13 protein-coding genes and 2 pseudogenes are annotated in these 15,787 nt (G+C 65.6%); 8 read left to right on the plus strand and 7 right to left on the minus strand.

Annotated features, from left to right (window positions below; all coding sequences use genetic code 11):
* The first annotated feature begins 1 nt into the window (after position 1).
* From ACSMXW_RS20050 to ACSMXW_RS20065, 4 genes and pseudogenes are all read left to right on the plus strand, one after another.
* The gene (locus ACSMXW_RS20050; RefSeq protein ID WP_485798083.1) at positions 2-1,396 is read left to right on the plus strand and encodes a hypothetical protein; all 1,395 of its coding nucleotides are present in this window, start codon (positions 2-4) and stop codon (positions 1,394-1,396) included.
* 60 nt (positions 1,397-1,456) lie between these two features.
* Positions 1,457-2,194, plus strand: coding sequence for a class I SAM-dependent methyltransferase (locus ACSMXW_RS20055; protein ID WP_485798084.1), 738 nt, complete (start codon positions 1,457-1,459; stop codon positions 2,192-2,194).
* A 121-nt stretch (positions 2,195-2,315) separates the two neighbouring features.
* A complete protein-coding gene (locus tag ACSMXW_RS20060; protein WP_485798085.1) occupies positions 2,316-2,846 on the plus strand; it encodes an ATP-binding protein in 531 nt (176 codons plus the stop codon).
* Between the two features lie 88 nt (positions 2,847-2,934).
* Positions 2,935-3,403, plus strand: a pseudogene (locus tag ACSMXW_RS20065) (NUDIX hydrolase).
* On the opposite strand, the pseudogene ACSMXW_RS20070 reads toward ACSMXW_RS20065, so the two are convergent.
* Positions 3,391-3,594: pseudogene (locus ACSMXW_RS20070) on the minus strand (phosphohydrolase); the annotation flags it as partial. The pseudogenes ACSMXW_RS20065 and ACSMXW_RS20070 overlap by 13 nt on opposite strands.
* Positions 3,595-3,780: 186 nt before the next feature.
* Between ACSMXW_RS20070 and ACSMXW_RS20075 the strand changes: the two are divergent.
* Positions 3,781-3,945 carry a helix-turn-helix domain-containing protein gene (locus ACSMXW_RS20075; protein WP_485808173.1) on the plus strand — a complete coding sequence of 55 codons (165 nt, stop codon included), beginning with the start codon at positions 3,781-3,783 and terminating at the stop codon, positions 3,943-3,945.
* Positions 3,946-4,241: 296 nt separating this feature from the next.
* A complete protein-coding gene (locus ACSMXW_RS20080; RefSeq protein WP_485798086.1) occupies positions 4,242-6,023 on the plus strand; it encodes a serine/threonine-protein kinase in 1,782 nt (593 codons plus the stop codon).
* Positions 6,024-6,160: 137 nt separating this feature from the next.
* Here the strand turns inward: ACSMXW_RS20080 and ACSMXW_RS20085 are convergent, their stop codons facing one another.
* The 4 genes from ACSMXW_RS20085 to ACSMXW_RS20100 form a co-directional block, all read right to left on the minus strand.
* Positions 6,161-6,328, minus strand: coding sequence for an HD domain-containing protein (locus ACSMXW_RS20085; protein WP_485798087.1), 168 nt, complete (start codon positions 6,326-6,328; stop codon positions 6,161-6,163).
* 148 nt (positions 6,329-6,476) lie between these two features.
* Positions 6,477-8,687: an ATP-binding protein gene (locus ACSMXW_RS20090; protein ID WP_485798088.1), complete on the minus strand. Its 2,211-nt coding sequence runs from the start codon at positions 8,685-8,687 to the stop codon at positions 6,477-6,479.
* Positions 8,688-8,731: 44 nt separating this feature from the next.
* Positions 8,732-9,856 (minus strand): hypothetical protein, encoded by a 1,125-nt coding sequence (locus ACSMXW_RS20095; RefSeq protein WP_485798089.1) that lies wholly within the window; start codon positions 9,854-9,856, stop codon positions 8,732-8,734.
* A 121-nt stretch (positions 9,857-9,977) separates the two neighbouring features.
* Positions 9,978-11,108, minus strand: a complete 1,131-nt coding sequence (locus ACSMXW_RS20100) for a site-specific DNA-methyltransferase (protein ID WP_485798090.1) — start codon at positions 11,106-11,108, stop codon at positions 9,978-9,980.
* Between the two features lie 75 nt (positions 11,109-11,183).
* Between ACSMXW_RS20100 and ACSMXW_RS20105 the strand changes: the two genes are divergently transcribed.
* On the plus strand, positions 11,184-11,441 hold the full coding sequence (locus ACSMXW_RS20105) for a helix-turn-helix domain-containing protein (protein WP_485798091.1): 258 nt from the start codon (positions 11,184-11,186) through the stop codon (positions 11,439-11,441).
* A 683-nt stretch (positions 11,442-12,124) separates the two neighbouring features.
* On the opposite strand, the gene ACSMXW_RS20110 is transcribed toward ACSMXW_RS20105, so the two are convergent.
* Positions 12,125-13,708 (minus strand): MDR family MFS transporter, encoded by a 1,584-nt coding sequence (locus ACSMXW_RS20110; protein ID WP_485798092.1) that lies wholly within the window; start codon positions 13,706-13,708, stop codon positions 12,125-12,127.
* Positions 13,709-13,851: 143 nt separating this feature from the next.
* Here ACSMXW_RS20110 and ACSMXW_RS20115 point away from each other — a divergent pair, with 143 nt between their 5' ends.
* A complete protein-coding gene (locus tag ACSMXW_RS20115; protein ID WP_485798093.1) occupies positions 13,852-14,901 on the plus strand; it encodes a ketoacyl-ACP synthase III family protein in 1,050 nt (349 codons plus the stop codon).
* Between the two features lie 156 nt (positions 14,902-15,057).
* On the opposite strand, the gene ACSMXW_RS20120 is transcribed toward ACSMXW_RS20115, so the two are convergent.
* Positions 15,058-15,645 carry an NADPH-dependent FMN reductase gene (locus ACSMXW_RS20120; protein ID WP_485798094.1) on the minus strand — a complete coding sequence of 196 codons (588 nt, stop codon included), beginning with the start codon at positions 15,643-15,645 and terminating at the stop codon, positions 15,058-15,060.
* Positions 15,646-15,787: the final 142 nt, after the last annotated feature.

The following is a 15,787-nucleotide window of genomic DNA, read 5'->3' on the forward strand; positions in this document are numbered from 1 at the left end:
CGTGGACTTCCTCGACGCCTACCACCTGTGGGCCGATGCCCACGCCTTCTTTGACTCCGCACTCATCCCGAGCGCCTCCGACCACACCACCCCACTCGTCGCCCAGACCGCGGCCTGGGACAGACGTCTCGCCGAGGACACCCCGAACGGGCACCTGCTGCGGCACAACGCCCTCTTCGAGGCCCTCAGCGGGAACGGCAAGCTGCACCTGCTTCACGTCACCCACGCCCTGGAGGAGATCAGCCGGCAGGGGGTCCTCTACCCGTCGGGCGGATGTCTCGTCGGCAGCATCTACTGCGCGCCACTCACCGCGACCGACCAGGGCCTCCGGATGCACAACCTCGGCTCCTACGTCCTGACGAAGGAAGCGCCGGCCTTCCTGGCCAAGCTCGGCGTCACAGATCGCGTCCCCACCCCGCTGATCTTCGAGATCGACACCCCGCCGCAGGCGTACCGCGGACTGGCCGGCGTGGACTACCTGCGCCTGGGCCTCATCCACCTGCAGATCTACAGCCACCTCGAATACCTGCTGAGCAAGAACGAACGGCACCAGCTGCGCGAGACCGTCGTCAGCCGGGTCAAGAACTCGGCGGCTTTCCTCGCCACCGCCTCCGCTGTCGCCTACCAGGGCAACCGGGTCGATGCCGAGCCGTTCCTGAGGCTGCTCGACGAGACGATCCCCCGCCTGCCGATACTCGGCTACCTGTACTTCGAAGCGGTCGCCGAGTACCTGATGCTTCACTCGACCTCCCGACACACCCGGTGCCTGGCCGGGCTCGGCGAGCTGAACAACTGGCTCTACAAGGAGATGCTGTTCGCCTCCTTCCCCGCGATGGCAGGCAAGTTCGACCTGGCCAAGTTCCGTCCCCGTCCCAAGCGACTGGCCGCGCTCATTCACCGAGTCGACCCGACCATCGACACCAGCCACGCAAGCGCGTACCTGGTCGAACGGATCAGCTACCTCGTAGCTGCCCGCCTCTTCGCGGCCGGCGAGGTCCCCGAAGCCTGGCATCACACGCGCTGGGAGTTCGACTCGCTGGCCACCCAGCTCGGACCGCTTCTCGGCCACCTCATTCACCGGGAACTACGTACCTTCGGCCGCTACCCCGACTTCTACTTCTACTTCGACCAGCACAAGGCGCTGCAAGCCTGGAACTACTGGAACCACATGGACATCGTCGTCCCGTTCAACGGCACGGTGCCCAAGGGTGAGATCGGCATCAACCCGGCCTACCCCAACCTCGACTACCGCGTCTGGCGAGCCGAGCAGGACGACACCGGCCACCTTCACCCGGCCGAAGAGCTCGCGCTGACCATCGCCCCGCGGCTGGTGGACATCAAGTACACCCTCATGCGCAACAACCAGTGGGCGGCTCCCGCGCCCAGCGCTGCCTGATCGCCGCCGCGGTTCGCGGCACACCCCACCCCAAGCAATCTCACACGTAGGAGATCCGTGATGAGTCCCTCCGGCATGCCCTCCGTCGACCTCCTCGGCGAGCAGATCGCCTCCGTCCTCGCCGACCCCGCCACCACCCACGGCCTCGCCCGCGCCCTCAGGACCGCCGCCAAGGAGATCGAACTTCACCGGTACCACCACGCCAGCCGTCGCGCCTGGCCCAACGGCCGCATCGACGACAAGCCCGGCAGGGTCCAGATCGGCGGGGGAGGCCACCGCATCAAGGGCTTCTTCAACATCGACCTCGTCCCGCCGGCCGACCTCCTGTGGGACATCCGCGAGGGCATCCCCCTCCAGGACGACAGCGCCGCCGAGATCTTCTCCGAGCACTTCCTGGAGCACATCGACTACCCCCGCTCCGTCAAGCACTACATCCGCGAGGCCCACCGCGTCCTCATGCGGGGCGGCCGGATCATCACCGGCGTCCCCGACGCCGCCTTCGCCCTCAACCAGTACCCCGGCCCCCTGGGAACCTCCGACGAGACGATCGAGCGCTGGTACGCCAAGCGTGACTGCCGCGACGACATCAACACGCGCCTCGACCTCGTCAACCTCGTCTTCCGAGACCAGGACGACGACCCCACGTACACCCCGCACCTGTGGGCCTACGACTACGAGAAGCTCGTCCAGCTCTTCACCGAGTCCGGCTTCACCACTGTCGAGCCCTGGACGTTCGACTCCACGATGGCCAACCCGAAGCGCCGCTGGGGCAGCGTCTACGTGATCGCCACGAAGTAGCACACAAGCCGCCCGCGAGCCCGGGGCCCGGATGTCCTGACCTGCCGCCCCGCCCTCGCGGGCCTCCACTCACCACGGCGCCATGCACCCACCCGGCCACGCCGCCGAGGGAGCCACCTGCATGAATCAGGTTCCACCACCTGCCAGCGAACTGACCCTCGCTGCCACCCCGAACGCCGTCGCCTGGGCCCGCCGTCACACCGTCGACATCCTCCAGAGCTGGCGCTTCCCGGCCGAAGGGATCGAGGTCGCACGCCTCCTCGTCTCGGAGCTGGCCACCAACGCGATCCAACACGCGTGCCCACCCAAGTCGACTGCGGCCACCAACGCCGGAACTGCCACCCTCGGAACAATCGTTCTCAGGCTCTGGCCGACCGACCGTGGCGTCCTCATCGGGATCAGCGACCGCGATCCGCGGCCCCCGACGCCCCGAGCGAGCGACAGCGACGCCACCGGAGGCCGAGGACTGCTCCTGACCCAGACCATGGCCCACCGCTGGGGCTACTACCCCGAGCAGTCTCCTCCAGGAAAGACGGTCTGGGCTGAGGTACCGACCCAACCCGAGGAAGCAATCACCGGCTCCTCCGGTGGTGGTCCGGAAGTCACCCCGCTCGTGATGGGACAGGTTCTCACCGCCCTACGCGAGCTGTGACCGTGGGGCGTGAGTGACTCGCTCAAGGGGCGAACCCGTCCGGGCCGGCGGACGCCGGTGGGCACCGACCGAGGGAGGATCGCAGAACGTGGGCAGGTCTGAGTACTACAACGACCCGGCCGCCCCCAAGGCGAACACCCTCATCCCGGCCAGCAGCCTCCTCGTCGTCGACGAGTGCGGTGCCATCCTCCTCCAGCGCCGCCGCGACACTGGCCAGTGGGCGCTCCCTGGCGGTGGCCCAGGACATTGGTGAGACCGCGGCCGAGTGCGCGGTCCGCGAGTGCCTGGAGGAGACCGGCATCGTCGCGGAGATCACCGGCTTCCTCGGCGTCTACACCAACCCGAACCACACCGTCGCCTCCACTGACGGCGAGATCCGCCAGCAGTACGAGAAGGCCTACATCGGTCGCCCTGTCGGCGGGGCGCCCGCGATCAACGATGAGGCCGACGGCGTTCGCTTCGTCCAGCCGGCCGAGCTCGACCAGTACGACATTCACCCGAGCATGCGCCAGCAGATCGGGAACTACCTGGCTGGCGCCTATCCCTACCTTGGGTGAGCCGCCAGCGCGGCCTCCACCCCCACGGAGGCGGAGATATCCGGCGCTGCCCGGCGGGTGAACCGCCCAGCCAGGCTGTCGTCTCCGTAGTGGCCAAGGATCTCTGTGACACGCTTCTCGGCGCTGGTCCGGCCGCCGTCGGCCATGGTCGTCATGTTGCAGTACACGAGCGCGTCCACCAGCAGCGGGTCTGCTGCAGGGTTGGGCAACACCTGACCTAGTGTCCTGAGCCGTTAGTTTGCTTGCGGCTATAGGGTGGAGTGGTGCCTGGTCCGAAGCCGTTGTCGCTGGAGTTGTCCGGTCACGAACGCCAGCTTCTGCGTGGCTGGTTGCGTAAGCGGACGGCGTCTCAGGCGTTGGTGTTGCGGTCGAGGATCGTGCTGGCGTGCGCGGAGGGTCGGGCGAACGCGCGGGTCGCGGACGATCTGGATGTCTCGCGGGAGACGGTACGCAAGTGGCGGTCCCGGTTCGCCGCGAACCGGCTGGAGAGCCTGGCGGACCGACCGCATTCGGGGCCACCGCGAAGGATAACCGACGAGTAGATCGAAGCCCTGGTCGCCAGGACGCTCGCCCAGGCGCCACCGACGGGTGATTCGCACTGGTCGACACGTTCGATGGCCGTGGCGGAGGGCATGTCGCAGTCGGCCGTCTCGCGGGTATGGCGGGCGTTTGGCCTCAAGCCGCACATCGTGGAGACCTGGAAGCTGTCGTCCGACCCGCAGTTCGTGACCAAGGTCCGCGACGTGGCGGGCATCTACCTCGCCCCGCCGGAGAACGCTCTGGTCCTGGCGGCAATTGGCCGACGTCACCGCCACGAGGAGGTCAGTAGGGTGGGTTCATGCCGAAGCACAAACCGTTCATCATCGACGGAGTCACTTACGAGCGCGATTCAGCTCCGGGAGGGGGCGGATCAGCCGTGGTGTGGAAGGCCCGCCGTAAGCCCGACGGTCAGGTGTTCGCAGTCAAACAGATTGCAAAGGACCTCGACGCGGACTCCGCTCGCAACAAGCGTTTCAAGCAGGAGATCGAGTACGGACAGACATCGAGCCACTCGAACGTCGTGAATATCCACGCGCGCTCAGAGGACGAGAAATTCTTCTACTACGTCATGGACTTCTACCCGATGACGCTGCGAAACGTGATCAACGACGAAACCGATGCTGACGTGCTTCTCGACTACGCGTGCCAGCTCTGCGATGCGCTCGCGTACGTGCATGGCGACGGCATAGTGCATCGCGACATCAAACCTGAGAATGTCCTCGTCGATCCTGGTGCGCGCCGGCTCGTCCTGGCCGATTTCGGCATCGCGCATTTCAAGGACTCCTCGCTCACGAATCGCGGGGACCTCTTAGTAAACCGGAACTACCTCGCTCCCGAGCAGATGGTGAGGAACAACGCCCTCGGTATCGGCAAGCCGGCGGACATCTTTGCGCTCGGCCTCGTTATAACCGAGATGTTCACGAAGCAGAACGCCCGCGGGCGACGACACGCGCTTGTGCGCGACCGCTATCCCTTCCTGGCCGACCTCGACCTGATCATTGAAAAGATGCTGCTCCAAGACGAGGCGCAGCGGCTCCGCATCGACGCCGTACGCGGCATGCTTCGGGTAACCCTTCAGCGGCTCGACTCGACAATCGAGGAGATCTCCGATGATCTGCGCCCCAACGAAGCGTCTGCCGACAGCTCGTCCGGTGAGGTCGAGCGGATCCTCGGCCGTGCCGCGAGAGACGTGCTGTCGGCGAAGCATGTCTTCGAGCGGGTCGCCGACGGAGAGCTGGACCGATTCAACTTCAACTATCACTGCGAGGTTGCGTACCGGGTGAGCACGGAGCTGTTCAATACGTGTGCCCAAGCCGTTGTATATGCCTCGTGCAAGCGGAAGTTCGACTATGAGGGCGCCGGGCGGTGGGACGAGAACGACGACGCCTTCGTGTTGTCGGCCGCCAAGCCGGGACTCCAACGCGAGCTGGAGACGATTCTGGCCGATTTCCCCCTCCCTCGGTCTTCGCGCTGGGGCGGTCTGCCACGGCGGTCGGCTCACTTGTTCCGGTTCTGCAAGGACTACCACTGCGAAGAGCTGCTGACGAGCATCCGCGAATCTGTCTACGGTGAAGGCAGTGGCTCGTTGCGGGCGAATCTGATCAACGCCCCGATCCTCTGGATTACCCGCTGGATGCGTTCGTATCTGGACACCGACTACCTGGAGTTCGGCAAAACAGTTCGCGAGGACATCGGTTTCGAGGGTCACCTCTCGGTGCTCTGGGACAAGACGCTTCCGTTGGATTCGGCCCGAGAAGCGGTGGGAGTGGATCTGTTGACCGAGCCGCTCAACGCCGACGTCGTCGCCGGCACACTGCAGGCGCTTGAAGCAAAGTGGGATGTCTCCGTGGGAGAGCTCGTAGATGGTGAGTACTCGGTCATGTTCCGGTCACGCAACACGTACCGCCGCTTCCACGACGAGGCGCTCGACCTCGCAGAACCGGGCTCAGTATTCGAAGCCGACGTCCTCAATCTGCTCCGCCCTGAGGCGGAGTTCGACGACCTCGTCGCACTCACGTGGGATCGGGACTTCGACGTGGCCATCACGCTCGGGAAGGTCCTAGGCACCCGCACGCGCTAGTGTCCTGAGTCTAAAGTTCAAGGGCGGTCATAGGGCGGGGTGGTGCCTGGTCCGAAGCCGTTGTCGCTGGAGCTGTCCGATCACGAACGCCAGGTGGGCGCCCTTCGCCATAGTCGTGGCCAGCACAAACATCGGACTCACTCATCTAGGCGGGGCGCGTAACCTACGTCATGCAGCGTGGCAGCAGCAACGAGCAGGTCAGCGTTCTTGCCCAGGGTCTTCCTGATCTCGGTGGCACGGCGGGCCACCCCTTGTGCGCGCCCAGCGGCGGGGAAGCACGGCTTTGAGCTTAACTCCTGCCACACGCGTCGACCACTCCATGTCGCCCATGCAAACTCCCTTCCCAACAGATACCGAAGGCAGCCCGCAAGACACAATCCACCCCGTGGTTATCCCGCACATCTATGGGAGGGAGATGCCGACGGGGACTATGAACGGATCGAAGTCGACTCGTTAGAAGGGAGGCTTCTCTTCAGTCTGCGTCGCGTCGAACAAGGCATCTCTCAGGGCTTGCTCTACTTTTGAGTCATCCTTCGAAGTAAACTCTTTGAGCATGACCCACTTTCGGGTCTGGGTGCTACCTGGCTCATTGCGCGTGGCCGTGGTCCACTGGTCGGGGTAAAGACGATCCAAGGCTTCCTTGACCAAGCCGAATCCCCAATCTCGATCAGCTCCGGTTCGTTTGGCGTGTTCGGGGGCCTTCTCGGCAAGCAGGAAGCCGATCCTCCCCCACTTAATCCCCTCGTACGTCTTGATCTTCCGTTGGAACTCGGGCTTGTCCCGAAGGTGGGCTATGGCGATGGCGGTGTCATCCGCCGCTGGTACGTCATCGGCGTAGTCGCTACTGGCATCCTGAGGGTGGCTAGCGGCAAGGCTGACGGAAGCAATCCTTGCTGCAGTGCGCCGATCCTCGACGGCGGCACGAGCCCTGGCGGCGAAGCTCTCGGAAGCCGGGAGCGAGTAGTCGGGGTCGGCCATTTCGTACGAGTCTTCGAAGCTGAGAACGCGTACGGAGACGGGATATGGTCGCGAGTGGCGGTCGGTGCCTGGCGCGCTAGACCAGTAGATGCCGTTACCGACCAGCGGCTCGTTGAGCAGGGTAGCCAGGAGATCCTCGGAGAAGTGGGCGTTGGCCTTCTTTAGGGAGATCAGGTCGCCCTGCGAGAGCAGATGAAAGACGAAGAAATTATCGCCCTGGCTGAGAAGCTCCTGTGGCAGACTACCCGGCTGCTGAGTGATCAGCAGTGCGCCGAGGTCGTACTTGCGCCCTTCCTTCACCCAGGATACGAAGGGGCCGTCCTCGCTTTGACTGGAGCCACCGAGGACGGACTGAGCCTCCTCGATGACGGCGATGGTGGGGATGGACTTCGGGTCGGCCTCAGTAAACTGCTTCTGGTTGTGCTCGAAAATGTCGCCGAGAATCACACCGGCAAGCTGGAGTCCCTGAGAGCCGCGCATCTGGGAAATATCCACCACGCAAAGCTTTCCCTGGGCCAGACAGTCCTTCAAAGCGCTCAGGAGTTGACTGTCGGGGTCGTGGAGCGCGTTGACGACACGGGTCATATTGCCGATCGCCGCGTTGGTCTCGGCCTCCTGGCCAGCGTCGAGATTCAGGATCTCTTGGACCTGGGAGCGGTCAGCCCCATACTTCTCGCGGTCGATCAGATCGACGAGGCGGCTCCACTTCGGCCCGTCGAGGGACTTCAGCTTGACGACGTTCTGCTGGTCCTGCTTTTCCGGCGGCAGTGCGATGCCCAGCACGCGTGATGCCTGCAGTTCCTTGATGTTGAGTTTGACGCCGTTAACGACGAAAGACTGGTAAAACTCACTGGGGCCCTGGCGGTTGGTGAAGACGACCAGCTTGTCGCGCAGGTGCGGCACGTCACAGAGGGCGGGACGGCCTCTAAAGTCGGGCCAGAAGTACTCGCCGTCCGGGTCGAAAATGACCGTGCCGACAGGAGCATCGCCAGAGCGGCGAGGGGCAGTGGGCTGGTGCTCATACAAGGCAGAAAAGAGCAGCTTGACCAGGTTTGACTTGCCGAAGCCGGCGCGAGCGAAGACGAAGCTACGTCGTGCCACGAGCTTGTCAATCTGGAAGGTGGGCATGATCGCAGGCTGTTGAATCTGCATCCAGGAGGTGTCGCCCACGCGTTTGTCGTTGCCGGCGTAGACAAATTCACCGAAGGCGAGGTAGCCGATGGGAACCGCGCCGTCCTCGGTGTCCTTCGCGTTGACGACCTCTGCGAGCAGATCGTCTCCCAGGAGTGCGACCTGGGCGCCTACATGCGGGAGGCGCCGGTGGCTGGGCACGAAGATGTGCTTGTCGCCCTCCACGCGGAGGACGCCGAGGATGCGGATGTCGACCTTGTACTTCAGGTATCGCTCGCGCAACTCGTCGGGAATGGGCCGCTGATCGCGCACTGCGCGGGTGGCGTAGTCCTCGCCGATGGGGGACACCAGGCGCCCCTGCGAGGAGATGGTGGTGATCCGCCCCAGGATGGCCTCGCGTTCGTGTTCGAGCTGAACGAGGGCGAACTGGCCGTGCATGGCCATGGTCTGGAAGTCGTCGTGGTGCGGCAGAACCAGGTCGGCATGAAACTCCATGCCGCTTTCGGAGAAGCCCCGGAAGGTACCGACAACTTTATCGCGCTCGAACAGGCTCATGACAGTTCTTGCTCCACAGGATGCGGGCCGGACGGAAGGTGGGGTTACTCGTAGCGGCGGGCGGCCACGTCGGAAGCCAGCCGCAGAGCATCGATGACCGGGGCTTTGCCCTCGCCGACCTGGTCGCGGACGGCGTCGACGAGCTGGTCTTCGATGATGTCCATGTCGAGGTCGGCGACACGGGAGAAGCTGTCGGCTTGCTGGATGCAGTTCGGGTAGAGCGGGATCGGGAACCCTGCAACCGCATCGGCCTGCAGATAGCCGAAGATTGCCTGGGCCTCCCTATCCTGTCGCGACATGAGGTCCACGGTCCAGATAGGGTCGCCGGAGTACGGACCGAAGCGGACGAAGTGCATCGAGCCGATGTTGAACTTTGGTTTCTCGCCCGTGGAGTCGTCCTCGATGTCCCTTGTGTATTCATCCCAGAGATACACCTCGTCCAGCATCTCTGAGGGAACCTTGGCGAAGCAGGCGGCGCCGTTGTCGAACACGCCGGACAGTGAAATCGCCAGCCGGTAGTACTCCAGGACCTGTGTCTTCTTCGCCAATCCCACCAGCCACACCTTGCGCTGGTCACGACGCCGGATCCGCTCGATGGCCTCATACATCAGCTCGCCCATCTGCACGAACAGCTCGCCGTGGAAGATCTTGCTCCGCAGCAGGCCGTCGCGGACAATCAGAGTGTCGACCGCATAGTCCCGGTGGCAGATGAGGTCATACAGTGTGGCCCACTCGCATAGGTCCCGGAAAACCTGCACCCAGCTAGGCGACTTGCCAGACATCATCGGCGACAGGTCTTGGAGCCTGTCGATGCCCAGCCCGTCCATCATCCTGCCCAGGGCGGTAAGCGGGTTGCCGTCCGCGTTGAACTGGCGGCGACTCAGGGCATCGATGTCGGAGATGGGGGAAACCACCTCCATGCACAGTTCCTTGCCACTGGAGTCCACGACCCTGACGACCTGAAGGTAGAAGGGGTTGAAGGCGACCTTGTTGTTGCCACCATCGGACGCCATTAGCGCGACCGATGTTGCTGCGCGCGGCTTGATCACCCTGACCTCGGAGCGGATGGCACGGGCCTGCTCGACCAGCTTGTCCAGCTCAGCGCGACCGGCTTCGACCTGGTCGCCGATCAACTGTTTGAGTTGCTTGATTTGGTCTGCGTCGAACATGCTTCTCCCCACGCCATGCTCGTGCTGTTAAGGGCGGGTGGTGCACTCGTCTAGCCCCCACAGCATGACACGCAGCACTGACACTCGGTTACGCAGTTGTGCGAACTCGCGGGTTATCCGATCAGCGGGTCAGCCCGATCAGTTCGGCTACGAGGTCGATCTCGTCGACCGCGGACCCAGCCTTTCCGAACTGCTCGGCCTGCCGGGCGCGCTTGGGTGGGATGCCGACTTGCCGGACCTCCTTGACGGCCCAGCCAGCCTTCGCTTCTTTGACGGAGGTCAGCAGCATTTCCTCCGGGTCGGTACGGGCGGAGGGCAGAGCCCCAAAGCGGATCGCGAGCCGGGCGCCCTGCCGGCAGCGACGCGCTGTGGCGGCCCACACTTCGGCCAAGGCCCGAACGAATGCCTCTTGGTTCGGCTGACGGGCGATCTGTCCGTGCGTCCCGTAGGGAACCTCCGGGGGGCCACCGAGAAACCATGAGCGTAGCCACTGGTCGGCCACGTACGTGCGCATGCCGTAGTACGGAGGCGAGGTGACCACCAGGTCGAACTTCTGCCGCAGGCCGTTGAGAGTTTCCACGGAGTCACCCAGGTACACCTTCCCTCCGTGGGCGAGAGGCGCCGCATCCAACAGGCGCGTGGCCCGGCGCTCGATGACCTTCAAGGCGGGAATGCGCACTGGCTCTATGTCGCGCTTCTTCCAGAATTTCACCGCATAGGCTGGCTTGGAAGCGTAGGTGCGCGGCATCTGGTTCGACAGGTACGACGGGAGGCCCTTGTTGCGGGGCCCGTGGAGGATACCCAGCATGATCGCCCGCAGCATCGACGCCGTCGGCGTGGTCATTGTCAGCAGGGACTCGCGCAGCGTCACTAGCTCGCGCAGTGTCTCGGGTTCGTAGCACCAATGCCAGAACTCGCCCTCGGGTGCTGCTCCGCGCATCTCGCCGTCGAGGATTTCCCGAGCAAGGCGAACTACGGCACCGGGCGTGACCTGAATGAGCTTGGCCTGGGCTATGGCGGTCGCTACCGGATTGATGTCGATGCCCGCGGATGGGAGCCCGGCTAGACGTGCCGCGTAGAGCGTGGTGCCCCGCCCGCAGAACGGATCCAACACCCGGGTGGCCTGGGGATGGGCAGCAAGCTGGTCGAGTGGAAAGTCCAGCGGAAACATCGTGTAGTACGGGCAGACGGCATTCAACCGGAGTGCATCTTCGGGCCAGCTAGAGGAAGGGGCCGCCGCGGTCGCCGTCATGCGCGTAACCATACATGTATAATTACACCCATGCCACGTAGGAGGCTCAATCCCGCGGCCCGGCGCAGGGGCCAGATGCTTGCCTCCCGCCTGACGCATGCCCGCCGTACGTCTGGGCGTTCGGCCGAGGCTGTCGCTCGCAGCGCGGGAGTCTCCGTCGAGACAGTGCGCAGTATCGAAAAGGGCCGTACTGCCACACCAGAGTTCTTCACTGTCGCCGCTCTGGCCACGGAGTTGGGACTGTCGCTCGACGAGCTATATGCCTTCGTCCGTGAGCCTTCCCTCAGCGAGCCTCGCATGCCCGACGGCCAGGTTCTCAATTCCTGCGGCTGAAGATTTGTCCTACAGGACTTGTGCGTCTTCCGTAGCGTCTGCGTCGCGTGAGAGCAGAACCCCATCCAGAGAGCCTCCACGGCTCCGGAGCGGTTACTCTCGAGGATATTTGCTGGACGCGGCTTCTGGGAGGGCCGTCTGATCACGTATGGACGGCCTCCCTGGAGACTGCCATTGAAGGTGAGCTGCGTGAGCGATGCGTGAGCGGACGGGACAGCACCCGCTGGATTGAGCATCACGCCGACGAGGTCGATAAGTCTCCGACCAGGCAAAACCGGATCGCGCATGATCATGGATCACTACCTGCCACGATCTCGCAGGCCCTCGTAATGCGTAGGTCTCGGGTTCGAATCCCGAAGGCGGCTCCATTCCTGACCAGGGAAGACAGTTCGGCGAGGGCCCCGTGAAGATCACGGGGCCCTCTGCGTGAGCGAATGGGAACGCCTGGGGAACATGCCGTCAGGCGGCGTCCTCACGGGGAAGGTCCGCAGCTCTCCCCGTGGCTGGTTCGCCTCCCGCCCTGCGCCCCCCGGGAGTTTTGCCGGGGCCCAGCACCGGGCAAGTCGAGCGCCCCCGCGGCCGTGGTGGAAGGGGCCGCGGAGGGGGACGCGGATGTGGGGGATTTCATCCGCATCGTGTCCCTTCGCGGCCCCGGCTCTGCAGGCCACCCCGCGCTGGGGCGCTCAGCCGGTGGAGGCGGAGTGGGCCGGGCCGCTGGGCGTGGGCCCCGCGGGCTCCTCCGGCGTGGGCGGCTTCTCGCGCAGCGGCACCTCGTTGATGAACCAAGCGGCGGCCAGGCTGATGACGCCCGCCATGGTCGCCAGCAGGAACGCCTGGTGGATGCCGTCCGCGGTGGCCTCCTGGAAGACCACCCGCACCGTCTCCGGGAGCTTCGCCAGGCCGGCGGCGTCCAACTGCGTCGATGCCTGGCCCGAGACTGCGGAGGCCGCGGCGCCGCCGTGCCTGCCGAGGGTCTGCCGGATCTGGTCGCTGAAGACCGCGCCCATGACGGACACGCCGAGTGCCCCGCCGATCGTGCGCGCGAGCGTGGCCGTGGACGACGCCACCCCGCGGTCCTTCATATCCGTACTGTCCAGGGCGATGAGCATCGTGGTCTGCATCAGGAAGCCCATCCCGGCGCCGAAGACGGCCATGTAGACCGACGCCAGCAGGCGGCTGGTCCCGGTGTCCAACTGTGCGAGCAGGAACAGCCCGGGGACGATCAGCACGCCGCCGAGGAGCACGAACACCTTGTACCGCCCGGTCTTGGTGATGACCGCGCCCGCCAGCACGTTGACGAGGACCTGGCCGACGATCACGGGGAGCAGTTGCAGACCTGAGCCGGTGGCGGTGTCGCCCACGACGGTCTGCTGGTAGATCGGGAGGAACGTCATCACCCCGAACAGCGCGAAGCCCAGCAGGAAACCGATCAGCGTGACCAGGGAGAAGTTGGTGTCACGGAAGATCCGCAGCGGCAGGACGGGACTGGCCGCCCGGCGCTCCACCGCGACGAAGACGACGGCCAGCACGATGATCAGCGCTTCGAGCCCGAACATCTGCCTGGAGCCCCACGAGTAGCGGCTGCCGCCCCATGTGGACATCAGGACGATCGCGCTGATGGTGGCGGTGAGCAGGAGCGAGCCTGCGACGTCGATCCGGGCGGCCGGTCCCTTCCGCCGGGGCATGTGCAGTCCGAAGACGATCAGCAGCACGGCCAGGGCGCCGATCGGCAGATTGACGTAGAAGCCCCAGCGCCAGCCGATGTTGTCGGTGATCACCCCTCCCACCAGCGGGCCGCCGACCATGGCCGCGCCCATGACGACCGACATCATGCCCTGGTACTTCCCCCGCTCCCGAGAGGGGATGACCACGCCCATGACCGAGTACGCCCCGACCATCAGGCCGCCCGCGCCGAGGCCCTGCAGGACCCGGAAGCCGATCAGCTCGTTCATCGTCTGGGACATGCCGGACAGCGCGGAGCCCGCCAGGAACAGTGCGATCGACGTCAGGAACATGCCCTTGCGGCCGTACATGTCGCCGAACTTCCCCCACAGGGGCGTGGCGGCGGCGGTGGCCAGCGTGTAGGCGGTCACCACCCAGGACAGCCGGTCGAGACCTCCGAGATCACCCACGATCGTCGGCATCGCCGTACCGACGATCAGATTGTCGAGCATCGCGAGCACCATCGCGATCATCACTGCGAGCACCACGATGCTGAGCCTGCGCTGCGGCACCACGTCGTTGGCGGTGGCTCTTGTCTGTGCCATGACGCCGGAACCCCCTGACCGAATCCCGAGAAGTGGACGATTCATTTTCTACCTGCCGCACGGTAGATTTGACGGTACGGTAGCTACTAACCGGGCGTCAAGTAGACGCAGGAGATGCGGAATCTCAGAGGGGTGGCCCTTCCATGCGGTGGAACGATGTGTACGTGGCCGGGTGTGCGACCTGGCTGGGGCGCAAGGAGAACGTGGCGGAGGCGGTGGCGGACGGCCGCTACGACGCCCAGGAGTGCGCGGAGGACGGCTATGTGTCCGTGTGCGTCTCCGACACGGAGTCACCCGCCGACATGGCGGTGGCCGCTGGCCGCGTCGCGGTGGAGCGGTCCGGGGTGAGCCCCACCGACTTCGCGCTGGTCGTGCACGCCAGCGTCAACTACCAGGGCGTCGACTACTGGACGCCCACGCCGTACATCCAGGGCGGCACGGTCGGCGGCAGGGCCGCAGCACTGGAGGTGCAGCAGGCGTGCAACGGCGGTCTGATCGGGCTGGAGATGGCGGCCGCGTACCTCTCGGTGCAGTCCGGTCCGGCCGCGGCGCTGGTCACCACGGCCGACAGGTTCCCGCCGCCCGCCTTCGACCGCTACCGCACGGACAAGGGCACGCTGCGCGGTGACGGGGGCACCGCGGTGGTGTTGTCGCGGTCGCCGGGCGTCGCGAGGATGCTCTCCTCGTCGATCGTCACGGACGCCACGCACGAGGTCATTTCCCGCGGCGACGAACCCTGGAGCGACGTCAGCGGCGCCCTCGGGTACCCCTGGGACCTGCGTTCGCGGCGCACCGGCTATCTCCAGTCCCAGGAAGGCATCGGGCGGGTGATGGTGCGCAACCTCACCGACCGGTTGCGCGAGGTCATGGAAGGCGCCCTCGCGGACGCGAAGCTCACGCTCGAGGACATCACGCGCTTCGCCTTCACCAACCTCGGCCAGGGGTTCGGCTACTACTGGGACTTCCAGCGGGAGTACGGGATCGACCTGGCGCGCACGACGTGGGACTGGGGGCGCACCACCGGGCACCTGGGCGCCGGTGACCAGGCCGCCGCGCTCACCCGGCTGCTGGAGACCGGCGAGGTGCGGCCGGGCGACCACGTGGCACTCGTCGGAGTGGGCGCGGGATTCAGCTTCGGATGCACGGTGCTCCAGGTCCTCGGCCGGCCCGAGTGGACGCCGACCGCCGTCTGACGCGCCGCTCGGTACGCCGCGGCAGCCCTGCGCCGAAGGCCCCGGAGGTGGTTCCCCCGGGGCCTTCGGGACCTATGTGCGACGGCGGCACGGCGGCACGGCGGCACGGCGGCACGGCGGCACGGCGGCACGGCGGCCGCGCGGTGCGCGCGCCCGTCAGGAGCCGTAGGGGACCTTGGCCTTGGCGTCCTTCAGGGCCCGCGCCCACCAGGTCACCTGGTTCAGCAGTGTCCTGGCCGCCGCGTTGGGAGCCTCCGGGTCCTTGGGCTCCCCGTCCGGGCCGAACTGCTCCCCGGCGTTGTGGAAGCTCACGGTGTCACGTGTGGTGACGGCGTGCAGCTCGGCGAAGACCAGGCGCAGGTGCTCCACCGCCCGCAGGCCGCCCGAGAGGCCGCCGTATGACACGAAGGCCACCGGCTTCGCGTGGAACTGCGGGTTGTGCCAGTCCACCGCGTTCTTGAGGGAGGCGGGGTAGCTGTGGTTGTACTCGGGGGTGACCACGACGAACCCGTCGGCGGCGGCGAGGCGGGGAGTCAGGTGCTTGAGCGCGTCCAGCGTCTGGGGATCCGGGTTCATGGTCGGGGCCGAGGCGCCCAGCGGTACGTCCGCGAGGTCGATCAGATCGATCTTGACGTCCTTGTGGTTGTCCGCCTGGCGCACGAACCAGTTCGCCACGGTCGGGCCGAAGCGGCCCTCGCGGACGCTGCCGATGATGACGGCAAGGGTGAGCGGGCTGTCTGACATGGAATCTCCTCATATCGCCGAGGCATGACGCCGGGGCGGGCCGTGATCCGATCCGAGGCGCAACGCTACTCTTCTCTACCTGCCGACCGGTAGAATATGTCCAACCTAGAGTTCAACCTGTCGGGCGTCAAGTAGAGTGATG

Source organism: Streptomyces sp. DSM 116793, assembly GCF_057320905.1.